15 protein-coding genes are annotated in these 14806 nt (G+C 63.6%); 8 read left to right on the top strand and 7 right to left on the bottom strand.

Annotated elements, in window-relative coordinates; translation table 11 throughout:
• Window positions 1-24 precede the first annotated feature (24 nt).
• On the bottom strand, window positions 25-1221 hold the full coding sequence (locus tag KZJ38_RS30935; protein WP_219800864.1) for a cytochrome P450: 1197 nt from the start codon (window positions 1219-1221) through the stop codon (window positions 25-27).
• Between the two features lie 110 nt (window positions 1222-1331).
• Window positions 1332-2267, bottom strand: a complete 936-nt coding sequence (locus KZJ38_RS30930) for a 2-hydroxyacid dehydrogenase (protein ID WP_219800863.1) — start codon at window positions 2265-2267, stop codon at window positions 1332-1334.
• A gap of 509 nt (window positions 2268-2776) precedes the next feature.
• Here KZJ38_RS30930 and KZJ38_RS30925 point away from each other — a divergent pair.
• The 6 genes from KZJ38_RS30925 (at window position 2777) to KZJ38_RS30900 (ending at window position 8630) form a co-directional block, all read left to right on the top strand.
• Entirely contained in the window at window positions 2777-3664 is an 888-nt protein-coding gene (locus KZJ38_RS30925) for an isocitrate lyase/PEP mutase family protein (protein ID WP_219800862.1), read from the top strand.
• 113 nt (window positions 3665-3777) lie between these two features.
• The gene (locus tag KZJ38_RS30920) at window positions 3778-4143 is read left to right on the top strand and encodes a beta-xylosidase (protein ID WP_246641846.1); all 366 of its coding nucleotides are present in this window, start codon (window positions 3778-3780) and stop codon (window positions 4141-4143) included.
• A gap of 457 nt (window positions 4144-4600) precedes the next feature.
• Entirely contained in the window at window positions 4601-5518 is a 918-nt protein-coding gene (locus KZJ38_RS30915; protein WP_219800861.1) for an ABC transporter ATP-binding protein, read from the top strand.
• Window positions 5515-6330 carry an ABC transporter permease gene (locus KZJ38_RS30910; protein ID WP_219800860.1) on the top strand — a complete coding sequence of 272 codons (816 nt, stop codon included), beginning with the start codon at window positions 5515-5517 and terminating at the stop codon, window positions 6328-6330. Before KZJ38_RS30915 ends, KZJ38_RS30910 begins: the two co-directional genes overlap by 4 nt.
• Window positions 6312-7307, top strand: coding sequence for an ABC transporter substrate-binding protein (locus tag KZJ38_RS30905; protein WP_219800859.1), 996 nt, complete (start codon window positions 6312-6314; stop codon window positions 7305-7307). The genes KZJ38_RS30910 and KZJ38_RS30905 overlap by 19 nt, the downstream gene beginning before the upstream one ends.
• 27 nt (window positions 7308-7334) lie before the next feature.
• Complete coding sequence (locus KZJ38_RS30900; protein ID WP_219800858.1) at window positions 7335-8630, top strand: amidase; 1296 nt, start codon at window positions 7335-7337, stop codon at window positions 8628-8630.
• Window positions 8631-8652: 22 nt separating this feature from the next.
• Here KZJ38_RS30900 and KZJ38_RS30895 read toward each other — a convergent pair whose 3' ends face one another.
• Window positions 8653-8925 (bottom strand): hypothetical protein, encoded by a 273-nt coding sequence (locus KZJ38_RS30895; RefSeq protein WP_219803824.1) that lies wholly within the window; start codon window positions 8923-8925, stop codon window positions 8653-8655.
• Window positions 8926-9291: 366 nt separating this feature from the next.
• Between KZJ38_RS30895 and KZJ38_RS30890 the strand changes: the two genes are divergently transcribed.
• On the top strand, window positions 9292-10086 hold the full coding sequence (locus KZJ38_RS30890; protein WP_219800857.1) for an aspartyl/asparaginyl beta-hydroxylase domain-containing protein: 795 nt from the start codon (window positions 9292-9294) through the stop codon (window positions 10084-10086).
• A gap of 145 nt (window positions 10087-10231) precedes the next feature.
• Window positions 10232-10513, top strand: a complete 282-nt coding sequence (locus tag KZJ38_RS30885) for a DUF6566 family protein (protein ID WP_219800856.1) — start codon at window positions 10232-10234, stop codon at window positions 10511-10513.
• An 80-nt stretch (window positions 10514-10593) separates the two neighbouring features.
• On the opposite strand, the gene KZJ38_RS30880 is transcribed toward KZJ38_RS30885, so the two are convergent.
• From KZJ38_RS30880 to KZJ38_RS30865, 4 genes are all read right to left on the bottom strand, one after another.
• Window positions 10594-11697, bottom strand: a complete 1104-nt coding sequence (locus KZJ38_RS30880; protein WP_219800855.1) for a pyridoxal-phosphate-dependent aminotransferase family protein — start codon at window positions 11695-11697, stop codon at window positions 10594-10596.
• Window positions 11698-11767: 70 nt separating this feature from the next.
• Complete coding sequence (locus KZJ38_RS30875; protein WP_219800854.1) at window positions 11768-12691, bottom strand: ABC transporter permease; 924 nt, start codon at window positions 12689-12691, stop codon at window positions 11768-11770.
• Complete coding sequence (locus KZJ38_RS30870) at window positions 12688-13605, bottom strand: ABC transporter permease (protein ID WP_219800853.1); 918 nt, start codon at window positions 13603-13605, stop codon at window positions 12688-12690. Before KZJ38_RS30870 ends, KZJ38_RS30875 begins: the two co-directional genes overlap by 4 nt.
• Window positions 13606-13620: 15 nt before the next feature.
• A complete protein-coding gene (locus tag KZJ38_RS30865) occupies window positions 13621-14754 on the bottom strand; it encodes an ABC transporter substrate-binding protein (RefSeq protein WP_219800852.1) in 1134 nt (377 codons plus the stop codon).
• Window positions 14755-14806 lie beyond the last annotated feature (52 nt).

Here is a 14806-nt window from a genome sequence, read left to right as displayed (position 1 = left end):
ACAGCATTGCTACCACCGGCATCGCTACCACCGCGCGACGAGCGACGTGACACCGCGCAGATTGCCGCGCCGGTTCCAGTTCAGGTTATCGAGCCCCGTGAGCTCGAGTCCCGGCAAGCGCTCGAGCAGCGCGCCCAACGCGGTCTCGAGCTGGACCAGCGCCATCCGGTAGCCGAGGCAGTGATGGATACCGCTGCCGAACGACTGCAGGCGAGCCTCGTTGCGTTCGATATCAAGGAGGTCCGGGTCCGCATACTGCGCGGGATCGCGGTTCGCCGACCCGAACATCAGGAGCACCGAGGTTCCGCACGGCACGTCGACACCGGCGATTTCGACATCTTCAAGCGCCGAACGGATCGTCGTCTGTGCGGAGCCATCGTAGCGCATGCACTCGAGCACCGCCGCGGGCATAAGCGACGGCTCGCGCTTCAGCAACGCGAGCTGCTCCGGATGACGATGCAGCGCAATCAGCGCATTGCCGATCATGTTCGACGTCGTCTCATGGCCGGCAAGCAGCAGCAGGATTGTGTTCGATACGATATCGTCCTGCGACAGCGTCTCACCCTCTTCTTCGACAGCCAGCAGCATCGAAATCAGATCGTTGCCCGGACGGCGCCGCCGCGCTTCGACGACACAGTGGAAATAATGCTCGAGGTCCTCGTAGCCCGCGCACGCGCGCCCAAGGTCGTCCGCGTTCATCGGCGCGACGTCGATCACCTTGGCGATGGCGCTGACCGCCTCGCCCAGTTGCGTCGTATCTTCGGCAGGAATGTCGAGCATCTGTCCGATCATGCGCAGCGGTAGCGGAAACGCAAACTGCGCCATCAGATTCGCCGTGCCCGCCTTCTCGAATGCGCCGATCAGTTCATGCGCGATCCGGTGCGAGACGTCCTTCATTGCATCGACATGCCGCGCGTCGAAGGCCTTGACGATCAGCGCGCGCTGCCGCGTATGCGACGGCGGATTCATCACGAGGAACATGCGGCTGAACCCCTGAAAGAGCCGCATATGCATCGCGTCATCGCCATAACGCATGCGGATGCTTTCGGGATAGTTCTTGCCGAAGCGCCTGTCGTGCAGGATCGCTTCGATCACGTCGTAGCGCCCCGTAATGACGGCCTTGGGACCGATACGCACGAGCGGCCCTTCAGCACGCAGCTTTTCGTAGAACGGGTACGGGTTGTCGAGAAACTCGGGAGTGGTGAGATCGGCCAGTTTCATGGAGGCTTCCGCGAGATGGGACACACGGTAAAGACACCCTGGCTAAACGCTTTATTCCTGACTTTTCTTTGGCCCGGTGCACGTGCATTGTGCCTCGTTTTTCGACTGGGTCAAATCGGCGTCAACACGGCTTCGCCGGCGAAATGACGTGTCGCATTGTCGATAAAGTTGCTGACCGACGCGGCAATCGCCTCGGGCGACGTACCCGCCACATGCGGCGTCAGCACGACATTGCGCAAACCGGTCAGCGCTCGCGGCGGCTCCGGTTCGCCTTCGTAGACATCGAGCCCCGCGCCGGCAATCGTTCCGCTCGCGAGCGCGTCCGCAAGCGCCGCCGAATCGACCACACTGCCACGCGACACGTTGACGAGGAAGCCGCGCGGGCCTAGTGCCTCGAGCACCTTACGCTCGACCATATGCTGCGTGGCGGCACCGCCCGGTGTCGCGATCACGAGGTAGTCGCACCAGCGTGCAAGTTCGACAACGCTGTCGAAATAGCGAAACGCGGCATCCGTACGCGGCTTCCGGTTGTGATACCCGGTTTCGATATCGAAGCCCGCCGCGCGGCGCGCGACCTTCATGCCGATATTGCCCAGACCCACAATCCCCATCCGTTTGCGCGATACGGTCGGCGCCATCGGCAGTTGCGTGCGCCATATGCCTTCGCGGGTCGCGCGGTCGCGATAGGCAATATCGCGCACGGCGGCGAGCAGCAGCGCGAACGCATGGTCGGCCACGCAATCGTCGTTGGTGCCCGCGCCGTTGCATAACACGATGCCGCGTGCGCGCGCATGATCGATGGCGATGTTCTCGTAGCCCGCGCCGAGCGCGCTGACGAACTCCACTTGCGGCAACTGGTCGATTTCCGCCGCCGTGAGGCCGGTCGTGCCGTTCGTCAGCACCGCGCGAATCGCGGCGCCCTGTGTGCCGATCGCCGCGCTGCGCTCGGCGGGCGTGGCCGCGTAGACGATATCGAAATGCGCGGCGACTTGCGAATAGCTGTCGTCATCGAGCGGAATCAGCACCAGCAGCGAAGGTTTATTCATGTTGTGGTTCGAGCGTGAAGGCGTAAAACGTGCAATGGAAAAGAAACGGTCAGGCAAAAGGCGGGACATGCGAACAGCAAAACAAAGCGCTAAACGGAAGACCTAAAAGAAAGACCTAAAGGGAAGCCCCAGAAAGAAAGACCCGATGCGCAAACGGAAAGAGCCAACGAACCGGTGCCGGCTTTTCGGGCATGCTGAACACGCGAAGTGTAGCAGCGCATCCGCGAACGCCGCGCGTGGCCAAACGGCATGACGAAAGCGCTGCGCAAGGCAGTGGCGAACTAACCATAGGCAATTCTCAGACGCATAAGCGAGCCACGGTCACACCGACGTCACCGTCGTAACAATTCGTCGCCAATCGATTCTCACAAAACCACCGCAATCGGGATATCGCTGCATCGTGCTGTTGTCCAAACTTGCATCGAAGCCTCGGGCACAGGCATTGCGGAAAGTCCACCTCGTGTCCGCCGCTTCCCGATTCTGTCATTCGATTCAGCATGGGTGTTCACATGACCGATCTCATCACCAACGTGGGCAATCCGCGTCGCCGTCTACGCGAACTGCTCGATCGCAGCCGGCCCCTACTCGCGCCCGGCAGTCACGACGCGCTGTCCGCGCGCCTCGTCGAACAGGCCGGATTCGATGCCGTGTATATGGGCGGTTTCGCCACCACCGCGTCGCTGCTCGGCAGGCCCGATATCGGCCTGCTCGGCGAATCCGAGATGATCGACAACGCGCGCCGCATCGTGCAAACGGTCGGCTTGCCCGTGATCGCCGATGCCGATACCGGTTACGGCAATCCGCTCAACGTGATTCACACCGTGCGCGATTATGAACAGGCTGGCGTCGCCGCAATTCATCTTGAGGACCAGGTCAGTCCGAAACGCTGCGGCCATATGTCGGGCAAGAGCGTCATTCCTGTCGAAGAGATGGTGGCCAAGCTGCATGCGGCCGTCGACGCGCGCACCGATCCCGACTTTGTGCTGATCGCGCGCACCGATGCGCTCGCCGTCGAAGGCGTCGATGCGGCAATCGAGCGTGCGCGGCGCTATGCGCAAGCCGGCGCGGACGTGTTGTGGATCGAAGCGCCCGACACCGAACAGGAACTCGAGAAAATCGCAGCCGAACTGGACGGCCACACGCTGCTGCTGAACTGGCTCGAAGGCGGCCGCACGCCTGCGATCGATATCGACCGCATACGCAAGATGAAATTCGCGCTCGTGCTGTTCCCGATCGGCTCGGTGCTCGCGATGGCCTCCGGCCTGCGTGAACATCTTGCATACGTGAAGGCACACGGCACGCCGGCGGGCCGCCTCGATCAGTTGCCCACGTTCGACGATTTCACCGATGCCGTGGGTCTGCGCGAGGTCCATTCGCTCGAGCAGCGCTACCGCTAGCGGAGGGTCGCGAACGCGGCGCCGGGCACACGCTGGCGAGGCACGGCCGCAGCAACCACCACGGGCACGCGCGATGCTGATTCGATCCACATCAATCGAATCAGGGGAGCGCGATGACCATTCTTCAATTGTTGAGGAACGCGGACGCCGTTGCATCGGCGCATGTTCGCAACCCGGGTACGCGCACGGTCGCGGCCACGCTGGCAGCCATGTCGTGCGGCGCGCTGCTGGTCGCGTCGACGGGCGCCTACGCGCAGCATCCGATGACGAGCGGTGCGCACACGCCGGAAAATGGCGCAGCTGCAGCGCAAGCGGCGCCGGACCCATCCGGTTCCGCGGTGCACGAGTCGCACGCGCCGCAGGCGAAGGATGCGAAGGGAGCGAAGAAAGGCGCAACCGCCGGCTCGAAAAGCAAACCGGAAGGCGCCGGCGGTTTTGACAACGGCCTTTATGGAACCGGTTCGGGCAGCAACAAATAAGGTGCATCGAATGCGCACTGCCGAAGTGCAGCGATCGGAACGACGAACGTCATGCACCGAAGAAGCGTCTGCGGCGCTAGAACGCGTGTAGCACGCGCTGTTGCGTGGGTCGTGTCCAGCTCAACGCGACTCATGTATCGATCGTGTGTTAGCGCCGCGCTTCATAAGCGTGCGTCGCGCACAGGTTCGGCCACGCGCTTTTGCACCATGTTTTCCAGCCTCGCACGACACCCGCGCTTTACAACCTCACTTCACGCTTGTTTTACCGTGCCTTTCAAAGCGCGCCGAACATGCGCAATCAAACCCATTCTCTTTTTTGATCAGCTTGCCCGGTTATTTTGAGCCGTGCATTGTCTGTTGTGCATCGCGCCATCCCAGATAGCGGATACGCGCTGCCGCGGCCGCCTGCGCCTGTGCGCTTGCGGAATCGAAGAACACTTTCGATGCCCGGACTTCAATGCCGACCCATGCTTCCGTTTTACCCGAGCCGACTGCCGCACGCGACGCAAACGCGCCGCCCGCACGGCTTCATGTCGCCGCCCTCACCCACACGTTCGAAGCCGAAGACGGCGCGGCCGTGCCGATCTTCGCCGGCCTCGACTTCACGGTCGGCAGCGGGGAGATCGTCTCGATCGTCGGCCGCAGCGGCGCCGGCAAGAGCACGCTGTTCAATCTGATCTCGGGGCTTCTGCCGCCGCAATCGGGCCGCGTCGAAATCGGCCCGCGCGCCGACGGCTCGCCGGGACGCATCGCCTACATGCTGCAGAAAGATCTGCTGTTGCCGTGGCGCTCGGTGCTCGAAAACGCGGTGCTCGGCATCGAACTCTTTCGCAAGGTCACGCCGCACGATATCGAACGCGCGCGGCACATGCTCGCGCGTTACGGTTTGGGCGCCGTCGCCGATGCGTACCCGCATTCGCTGTCGGGCGGCATGCGTCAGCGCGTCGCGCTGACGCGCACGCTGCTCGTCGACCCGACGCTTGTGCTGCTCGACGAACCGTTCTCGGCGCTCGACTACGAAACGCGTCTCGCACTTGAAGACGACGTGATGGCGTTGCGCGAGACAAACGGCACGAGCGTCGTGCTCGTCACGCACGACATCGAGGAAGCGATCGCGATGAGCGACCGCGTGATCATTCTCGGCGGCCGGCCCGCGCGTATCGAACAGGCACTCGATATCGAACTGACCGTCGACGGCGCGCGCAATGCAATTAGCGCACGCGAGGCGCCCGAGTTTCGCACGTGGCACGCGCGCATCTGGGGTGCGCTGCGCGGACAGGCGATCCATGGGTCACAAGCGGCACACGTGGCACCCGTTGCACAAGCCGCAGCGGGGACTCAATCGCGCGACGAGCGCAAAGGAATAGCAGCATGAGCGAAATCATCCTGACGGGCGCGCCGGTCGCAACGCGCACCAGGCGCCGCAAGCCGCGCAACCTCACGAGCACCACCGCCGTGACCGCGATCATGGTTGCGCTCGTCGCGCTGTGGCAGATCGCAGCGGCGCGCGGCTGGATCAACGGCCAGCTGTTCGGCTCGCCTGCCGGCATCTACAAGACCACGCAGATCGGCCTGACGCAAGGCACGCTGATCCCGGACACGCTCGTCACGTTGTACGAAACGGTAGTCGGCCTGGTCGTGGGCAGCGGGCTTGGCATCGGCCTCGGCCTTCTGTTGTGGTTCGTGCCGCGCGTGTCCGGCGTCGCCGAAGGCTTTTCGGTGCTGCTCAACAGTATTCCGAAGATCGCGCTCGGGCCGCTGATCGTGATCTGGTTCGGCTCCGACATGACCTCGAAAGTATGGCTCGCCGGCATTTCCACCTTCGCGGTCGCGATGATTTCGTCGTGTGCGGCGGCCCGCGAAGTTGATCGCGACCTGTTGAACCTGTTCCGTTCGTTCAACGCGAAACCGTCGATGATCTTCCGCAAGCTGATCGTGCCGGGCGCGCTGCCGTGGATCTTCTCGACGCTGCGCGTGAATATCGGCTTCGCGCTGATCGGCGCGGTGGTCGGCGAATACATCGCGTCGCAGGCGGGCCTCGGCCACGAAGTGTTCGTCGCCGGTTCGCTGTTCGACCTCAATACCGTCTGGCTCGGCATTATCGTGCTGACGCTGATGGCCACGCTGCTCACGTGGATCGTCCAATACGCTGAAAAAAGGATCGTTGCATGGAAAACAAAACGATGAAGCGGTTTATCCGCCTCGCCATTCCGCTCGCTACGGGGTTCGCACTTGGGGCTGCGCTCGAGACCGCACATGCCGCCCCGCCTGAAAAAGTGGTTGTCTACCAGGCATTTCAGTCCATTCAATATCTGCCGCTTTATGTCGCGATCGATAAAGGCCTGTTCGCGAAGCACGGCCTCGACGTACAGAAGGTGACGGCCGGCAGCGGCGCGGCCGGCGTCGCTGCCGTGATCGGCGGCCATGCGGATTTCTCGCTGCAGGACCCGATGACGGCAAGCCTCGCGAACCTCAAGGGCGCCTCGCTCGTCAACGTCGCGAATGTCGTTGCGGGTGTGCCGGTATGGATCATCGCGCCGGCCAGTTCGCCGCTCAAAACGCAGTCCGATCTCGCCGGCAAGAATGTGTCGACGGCGCTGCCGCCGACCACCAGCACGTATCTGTTGCAGCGCCTGATCAAACAGGAAAACATCGGCGACGTGAAGCTCAATACCGTGCAGATCGGCACGGAACTTTCTCCGGTTACCGCCGGCCGCGCGGACGCCGCCACGCTTTACGAACCGCAAGTCGACGAAGGGCTGGCCGCCGGCTACAAGATCGTTTATGGGTTCCCGAAGGCCTATCCGGGCGGCTATGCGTTCTCGACCATCGACACGCTCGCGTCGACGATCAAGGACAAGCCGCAGATGGTCACGGCCTTCGTGAAAGCGATCGGCGACGCCGAAGCGCTGATCCAGTCGTCGCCGGACACCGCGAAGGAAGTGGCCCGCGCCGAGTTCCCGACGCTTTCGCCCGCAGTGGTCGATAATGCGGTCGGACGCCTGATCAGCCAGAAAATCTACGCGCAAACGCCCGAGATTTCCGAACAGGCGTTCCGCAACGCGCTCGACTTGCAGGAATATATCGGCAACATCAAGCCGGGCTCGGTGACGTACGCAAGCGCCGTCGACAATTCGTTCGCGAAGGCAGCCGCCGGAAAATAGGCTAGAAAACAGACTCGGAACTACCCCATGAACTTCGAATCCCGGCAGCCCTGGGTCGCCACGCTGATCGAAAGCCGCGGTGATACGCAGGCCTGCGCATCGCGGCTCGACCGCGCGCGCGCACGCGCCGACGAACGTGACCCGCAGTTGAAAGCCTTTACGTTCCGCCCCGAACGTCACGACGGCGTCGCGCCCGCCGCCGGCCGGCCGCTTGCCGGTATGCCGATCGCGGTGAAGGACCTGATCGCCACGGCCGACATGCCGACCGCGTACGGCTCGCCGGTCTACGCACACCACCTGCCCACCGAAGATGCGGCGATCGTCTCGCGAATCCGCGCCCAGGGCGGCATCGTATTCGGCAAGACCGTGACGACCGAATTCGCCTGGCGCCAGCCCGGCCCGACCGTGAACCCGTGGAATGCGCTGCATACGCCGGGCGGCTCGTCGAGCGGATCGGCTGCCGCGGTCGGCGCGGGCATCGTGCCGCTCGCGGTCGGCACGCAAACGCTCGGCTCGGTGATCCGTCCGGCTGCGTACTGCGGCGTGGTCGGCTACAAGCCGACGCATGGCCGCGTGCCGACCGCGGGTGCGCATCCGCTGTCGCAATCGCTCGACCATATCGGCTTCTTTGCCAACCATGTCGACGATGTGGCGCTCGCGTATGCCGTCCTCGTCGACGAAAAGCCCGACGCGGTCGAGTCGCTCGATGCATGGCAAGGCTATTTCGCGCCGCGCCGGCCGCAATCGATCGGCGTGATCCGCACATCGATGTGGTCGCGCGCGGACAGCGAACAGCAGGCGAATTTCGAGGCATCGCTCGCGCGTCTGCAGGCAGACGGCGTCAAAACGTTCGAGCTCGACCTGCACGTGGACCTGCCCGTCATCGTCGATGCGTTGCAGACCATCCTGCAGGTCGAGGCATATCGCAACATCGGCCCGGTCGCGGCAGCGCATCCGGACAAGGTCAGCGAGAAGATGAAAGCGCTGCTGGCGGACGGCGCGGCTGTGCCCGCCGCAAAGTATCGCGACGCATGCACGTTGCAAAAGGACCTGTCCGCGCAATCGGCCGCGTTTCTCGGCGGCTGCGATCTGGTCGTATCGGTGCCGGCGACCGGCGGCGCGCCGCGCGGTCTCGACGACACCGGCGACGCGACGTTTTGCGCCGCGTGGAGTTTTCTCGGCATGCCGGCGGTGACGATTCCGTCGGGGCGCGCCGCGAATGGATTGCCGCTCGGTTTTCAGCTGATCGGCGCGCGTGATGCTGACCTGAGTATCTTGCAGTTTGCCGCGTGGGCGCAGGCGACGTTACCGGCGTTCCGATAGACGCAGCGCCGCAGCGCCGGCACTATTCGGGCAGGATATCTCCCGGCGCCTGCATCATGTCGAGCGTGTAGCCCATATTGAAATACCCGGCGCGCGCATACATCGCGATGCGCTCGAGGCGCTCGCACGCTTCCGGCGCGTCGATCGCGCGCGGCGCCGCCGCGCCGCGCGATGCCCCTGCACCGTCGTCGCCACCGCCACGCCCACCCCTGCGCTTGCCCTTGCCGTCGTCGCGAGGCGCGAATCCGACCGGCTTGAGCAAGCCGAACAATCTTGTCTTCGTCGAATGTGGCATCGCGCACTCCATCGCGGGCATCGTTTCGATTGAAATCTAGTCGCTATCCGGAAGGAATCCAAACAAGCTTTTGCGAAATGCAATGCACGCGCGGACCGCTTTTTCCCTAACGCGATACGAGCATCGCGGCTGCGCGGAGCGATTCCATCAAGAGGCGATGCGGAAGAATTTTTCCGCAGGACAGCAGAGAACTTCTTACGTCTTACCAGAAAGGATTACCGGAAACATCGCCGACTGTTGCGCCTACTATCATTCGGAACCCTATAAGTTGTCGCGTAGCTGACACACTTGCTGACATCACACCTCATGCAAGCTGTCGGCCGGCATACGATAGGCATCGCTACTTCGAACCCGCGCGAGGTTGCGATGAAAAGCAAAGACATGGTGTGCTTCGCCGCGTTGTCCGCGCTGCTCTATGCGCGGCCGACGGCCCTTCCGGTCGTCGCGGGCATCATCGCGGCCGGCTTGTGCGATTTCCAGCGCAGCCGGCAATTCGACGCGGTTAGCTGGCGGCGCTACTTCCTCGGTAACGGCACGCTCACCTGGCTGCTCTCGCCGTTCAATCTTGCGATCGATATGCTGTGCCGGCGCAATCTGCGCGTCTACCGGCTATCCGATCTGCCCGACACCCACCGCGAGGAAGTCAGCGCGGTCATCGCAGCGTTCCGCGAGAACTTCGCGCTCGTTGAATCGCTGGCGTGTCAGATGTCCGGCAAGAAGCGCGGCATGTGCTTCCTGCGCTGGTACGGGCGGCGCTTGCAGGGGTCGCTCTGCATACCGGGCCTCGACCGCGATTTCAAGTACGTGCAGACGATCGGCTGCTCGGTATTCAACCAGCGCCAGCGCACCTCCGTGCACTACGGGCCGCTGCGCCTGACGCTGCGCTGCCTCTACAATCTCGCCCCGGACCAGCACGCCGAGGCATTTATCGATGTCGCGGGCAAACGGCACTACTGGCGCCATGACCCGCTGTTTATCTTCGACGACACGCTCGTGCATCAGTCCGTCAACGATTCGGATCGCTTACGTTATTGCGTGTTTCTCGATGTGCTGCGGCCGAGCCCTCTGACCCCGCTGTTGCGCGTACTCGTGAAGAGCATCGGCGGCGGCATTCTGTTTGCACGCCGCGTGTTTTATGCGAACTGGGACATGCTTCGCTAGCTCGACGCGACGTCCACCGTCCCAGGACAACTATTCATACCGCCGGCGCTTGCGTAGTCCGCCTACCGCCACCATCGCCGCTGTGGCACGCCGCATGCACTGAACACGTCATCCGCGACTAGCCGACGTTCCCATTATGATCACCATGAGCAAATTTTCCGAAGACGAGCGCATCGAAGAACAGCAACTCGAGCACCGCGGTTACCTGGTTCGCGTCATCGCGCATCGCGATGAACTGGGAAGCTACAAGGCGCGGCTCGATATCCGCCGCGACGGCAGCCGCGTCGATATCGACGAACCGGAGAGCATCGGGCCTTACTGGACCACGCGGCAGGAAGCGATCCGTGCGGGCGTCGAACGCGCGCGATATCTTCTCGACAGGCGTGACGGCCTGCCGCAGGAGCGCAACCCGGCGCGCCATTGGTAAGGCCATGGCAGGCAGACCTTCGGCTTGCCGGTTCTGGTTTCGACGCCGGTCCGCCAACCTTGAATGGGCGGGCTTCCGGATCAGAGGGCGTAAATTTCCCTCACCGCCCGCACCGCCGCGCCGACATCGACACTCGCACCCCACCGCTCGAGCACCGCGCCAAACGCAGTCACATTCGCGAGCACTGCATCGAACGACGCGTGCAAACCGGTGTGATCGAGCCGCACGATTTTTCCTTCGATTTCCCCAAAGCCCGGCAGCAGTCCAACGCCAAGCTTCGCCACATCCGCGATCAATGCGTCCGCATGAACGCCTTCCGGTACCGGCGCCGAAGTGACGAGTGCGGACGCCGCATCGTCGGCGGCAATCCACGGCTCGACGCCAAGCGCGCGTAACCCCGCGCGGCTCGCACGCGCCGCCTGCCGATGCCGCGCAATGACCTGTTCGATGCCCTCGGCTTCGACGCGATCGAGCGCCGCATCGAGCGCCCAGAATTCGAGCGCCGGCGGCGTGCCCGGCAGCGCCAGCCGGCCACGATCGAGCCAGTTCCGCTTGAGTTCCGCGAGCGACAGGCTCGATGGCGCGAAGTCCGGCAGCGCATCGATATGCGCCCACGCACGCGCGCTGACGGCGACCGCCGATACGCCAGCCGGCCCCGCCAGTCCTTTTTGCGCGCCGATCACCGCGATATCGATGTCATGCCTGTCAAAGTCGATCGGATGGCCACCGACCGACGCGACCGCATCGACCACGAACAGCGCCTCGCGCGAGCGCGCGAGCGCCGCCAATGCGCCAAGCGGATTGAGCGCGCCATTCGACGATTCCGCATGCACAGCCGCAACGATATCGACGTGCGGCAGCCGATCGAGACACGCGGATACCGCGGCTGCCTCGATCGGCTGCCCCGCTGCCGCGCTCACCTGATGCACGGTTGCGCCGGCACGCGCGAGCCACGTGCCAAACCACGCGCCGTACGGGCTTGTCACTACATTGACCGCGACGAGACCCGGCCGTGCAATGCTGGTCGCCACCGCTTCGAGCGCGAGAATCGCCTCAGCTTGCACGAACACGACATCGCTTTGCGTAGTCGCGAACAGACGCTTGATGCGATCGGCAAGCGGCGCGTAACGGTCGGCGGGATAACGGGGTGGATCGAGCAGCAAGCGAGGATCGAAGCGGGACATCGAACGGCCTTTTTCCTTGAGCAATGGATGCGCTCGTTAGCGGTTTGCGGAAGTAATCGGGCGGAAGCAATCACGCTGAAGCGTGCCGCGGCGAAGGCCCGTACGAGGACGGACGCCGCATCGCCCGATACAGGAGCGCCGCGACCGCAAGCATTGCCACCGTGAATACGAACACCGCCGACGCAGCCGCATACACGGCCGGCGACGGACCATATTGCAGACTGCCGTACAGATACACGGGCAGCGTGCCGGTTTGCGGCGTCGTCAGGAAGGCGGAAATCACGAGATTGTCGAACGAGAACGTGTATGCCATCACGCCGCCCGCCGCGACTGCCGGCGCAAGTTGCGGCAGCACGATATAGCGCAGCGTCGCGCTGCGCGTGCCGCCGAGATCGGCGGCGGCGTCTTCGAGGTCGCGGTCGAGCGTCAGCATGCGCGCGCGTACCACGAGCGCGACCACGGCAATGCCGATCGGCGTGATGCCCGCGACGAGCGTCGCCGTATCGAGCGGCACGCCCGTCACCGCATAAAACAGCAACAGCGAAATGCCGATCACCGATTCGGGCACGATCAGCAACAGATACGTCATCAGGGTGAGCAGGCGGCGCACGCGCCGCACCGGATGCCGCACGACGACGAACCCGAGCATCGTGCCGAGCAGCACCGATAGCAGCGCGGACCACGCCGCAACGATCACGCTTTCTTCGACGGCATGGCGCAGCGACAGATCGCTCCACGCGGCCGCATACCATTGCAGCGTCCAGCCCGTTAGCATCGCGGTCTGCTTGTTGTCGACGCCGAGATTGAACGAGTACACGATACCGGCAAAAATCGGCACGAATAGAAACACGACGACGAGCGCGTACCAGGCCTTAAGGCCCGTTTCCGCGAGGCGCAGGCGCGCATCCGATCGCCGACGCGATTGCGATTGCAATCGCAACCCACCCCGTTGCGCGCGCAACCGGTCGGATGACGAAGCACGCGGCCCGTTCATCGCCCGGTCTCCGCAAAACCCGCCGTCACGCGCGCCAGCAACGCGACCAGCACGGCCACGGCAACCAGCACGGCCATCGCCATCGCCGAGCCCAACGCATAGTTCTGCGCATCGAGATACTGCTCGGCAATCGCCTGCCCCATCAGCACACCGCGGCCGCCACCCAGCAACGTCGGAATCACCATTTCGCCGAGCATCGGCACGGCGGTCAGCAAAACCGCGGTCGCGATACCGGGACGGCTCAACGGCAGAATCACCGAGCGGAAGGTGCGCCAGCGCGTCGCGCCGAGATCTTCGCTCGCGTCGATCAGTTCGCGCGGAATGCGTTCGAGCACAACTGCAAGCGGCACGATCGCAATCGGCAGATAGACATAGACCATGCCGATAAACACCGCGACCGGCGTATCGAGCACATCGAGCGCGCCCGCATGCAGGCCGGTCGCATCGAGTAGCGCCTCGGCGAAACCGTGCCGGGCAAGCACCATGCGCAGCGACATCACGCGAATCAGGAAGCTCGAGAAATACGGCACGAGAATCAGCGTCAAGGCGAACAGCTTGCGGCGCGCGTGAAACGCAATGAAATAAGCGGCCGGATACGCGACGCCGACGCATAGCAGCGATGCCGTTGCGGCAAAGCGCAATGTTCTTGCGAGCGTTGCGCCGTAAAAACCGCTTAGCGCCGCTGCATAGTTATCGAGCGTAAAGCCCGGTTCGACGCCGCCGAAGGTCGAATGTCCAAACGAAAACACGGCCGTCAGGGCAAGCGGCACGAGAAAGAACACTGTGAGCCACGACGCGGGCAGCGCCGCCAGCAGATGGTCGGGCGCCTCGCGCAGCGCGAGCGGCACGGCGCGCGACGGCGTTTGAGCCGACGCGGATGATGAATCGCCGTGCCAACGGTGCAAGCCTCGCATGGCTATGCCCCGCTCTCAACCCGCAGCGGCACGGATTTCCGTCTGCATCTGCAGATAGACGCCAATTGTTTCCGGATTCACGACAAACGACGTCAGCTTGCTGAAGTCGAGCCCTTTGCCGCCGAAAATCAGATCGGCGTCTTGCACGTCGGGCCCGATCTTTTCGCGCAAGCCCGCAATCGCCGCTGGAAAACCGAGGTAGCGCGTTTCGGCCACTTGCACTTCCGGCCGCAGCTGATAGGCGAGAAAACCGTAGGCGTCGTCAACGTGCGCCGCATGCTTCGCAATCGCATAGTTGTCCACCCACAGTTCGCTCAACGGACCCGGCACGACCCATTTGAGCCGCGGATTCAGCATGATCGCCGCGCGCGCGCCGGCCTGATGCGTCTGCGCGAGCACGATCGAACCGTTCGCCGCCGCATCGGGCTGCAAGGTCGCGAAGGTTTTCACATGCTTCGCAAAGCGTTTGACCGGTTCGGCCGCCGCGCGAATCTGATCGGCGCTCGCCTTGTTCCAGTCCTGCCCGCGCATCCACAGTTCAGGACCGATCGTCTCCCAGCCCGATACCGACAGGCGCACCTTGCCCGATACGCCCGGCTTTTCGCCGGCCTTGAAGAAGTCTTCCCAGGTGACGATTTCGCCCGTGACCTGAGGGTCGTAGAGCACGCCGAGCAGCCCCCAATCCTTCGGTATCGAATAGCGGTTGCCCGGATCGTATTCGCGATTGAGCAGCTTCGGATCGATCGACGCAAGATTGAGCCGGCTGTGATCGAGTTCCTGCAAGAGCCCACGCTTCGCGAACTGCGCGATCCAGCTCGATGAGGGGATCACGATATCGAAGCCCGCACCGGCCGGGCTATTGAGTTTCGCAAACAGCATCTCGTTCGAATTGAACGTCGATACCGCAGGCGTGACGCCGGACTGCTGCGCATAAGCGCGCAGATCGGTGGTCGAGAAATAGTCGGGCCAGCTGTAGATATTCAGTTGACGCGCCGCCGCCGCGCGGGCGATTGGCGAGCCGGCGAACGGCGCCATGATGGCGGCGGCGCCAAGCATCCTCAGGATCGAGCGTCGGCGCCCCGTGTGGCCGGTCATGCTTCCTTGCAGATTGAGGTCCGGGCTTAAGTCTTTGCGTTGGTGTTCTTTCACGTTGGTTTCAAGCCTCGTTTGCAGTGAACGCGCATTGAACATGCTCAGAAAA

Source organism: Paraburkholderia edwinii, from assembly GCF_019428685.1.
Lineage (GTDB): Bacteria > Pseudomonadota > Gammaproteobacteria > Burkholderiales > Burkholderiaceae > Paraburkholderia > Paraburkholderia edwinii.
Note: the sequence above shows the minus strand (reverse complement) of the source record. Positions and strands in the feature narration are given on the sequence as shown.

What these genes read in the sequence shown, in the direction of transcription:
- KZJ38_RS30935 (WP_219800864.1), bottom strand. Translation starts at nt 1,221, where the DNA reads ATGAAACTGGCCGATCTCACCACTCCCGAGTTTCTCGACAACCCGTAC.
- KZJ38_RS30880 (WP_219800855.1), bottom strand. Translation starts at nt 11,697, where the DNA reads ATGTCCCGCTTCGATCCTCGCTTGCTGCTCGATCCACCCCGTTATCCC.
- KZJ38_RS30895 (WP_219803824.1), bottom strand. Translation starts at nt 8,925, where the DNA reads ATGCCACATTCGACGAAGACAAGATTGTTCGGCTTGCTCAAGCCGGTC.
- KZJ38_RS30900 (WP_219800858.1), top strand. Translation starts at nt 7,335, where the DNA reads ATGAACTTCGAATCCCGGCAGCCCTGGGTCGCCACGCTGATCGAAAGC.
- KZJ38_RS30885 (WP_219800856.1), top strand. Translation starts at nt 10,232, where the DNA reads ATGAGCAAATTTTCCGAAGACGAGCGCATCGAAGAACAGCAACTCGAG.
- KZJ38_RS30925 (WP_219800862.1), top strand. Translation starts at nt 2,777, where the DNA reads ATGACCGATCTCATCACCAACGTGGGCAATCCGCGTCGCCGTCTACGC.
- KZJ38_RS30870 (WP_219800853.1), bottom strand. Translation starts at nt 13,605, where the DNA reads ATGCGAGGCTTGCACCGTTGGCACGGCGATTCATCATCCGCGTCGGCT.
- KZJ38_RS30910 (WP_219800860.1), top strand. Translation starts at nt 5,515, where the DNA reads ATGAGCGAAATCATCCTGACGGGCGCGCCGGTCGCAACGCGCACCAGG.
- KZJ38_RS30920 (WP_246641846.1), top strand. Translation starts at nt 3,778, where the DNA reads ATGACCATTCTTCAATTGTTGAGGAACGCGGACGCCGTTGCATCGGCG.
- KZJ38_RS30930 (WP_219800863.1), bottom strand. Translation starts at nt 2,267, where the DNA reads ATGAATAAACCTTCGCTGCTGGTGCTGATTCCGCTCGATGACGACAGC.
- KZJ38_RS30915 (WP_219800861.1), top strand. Translation starts at nt 4,601, where the DNA reads ATGCCGACCCATGCTTCCGTTTTACCCGAGCCGACTGCCGCACGCGAC.
- KZJ38_RS30905 (WP_219800859.1), top strand. Translation starts at nt 6,312, where the DNA reads ATGGAAAACAAAACGATGAAGCGGTTTATCCGCCTCGCCATTCCGCTC.
- KZJ38_RS30875 (WP_219800854.1), bottom strand. Translation starts at nt 12,691, where the DNA reads ATGAACGGGCCGCGTGCTTCGTCATCCGACCGGTTGCGCGCGCAACGG.
- KZJ38_RS30890 (WP_219800857.1), top strand. Translation starts at nt 9,292, where the DNA reads ATGAAAAGCAAAGACATGGTGTGCTTCGCCGCGTTGTCCGCGCTGCTC.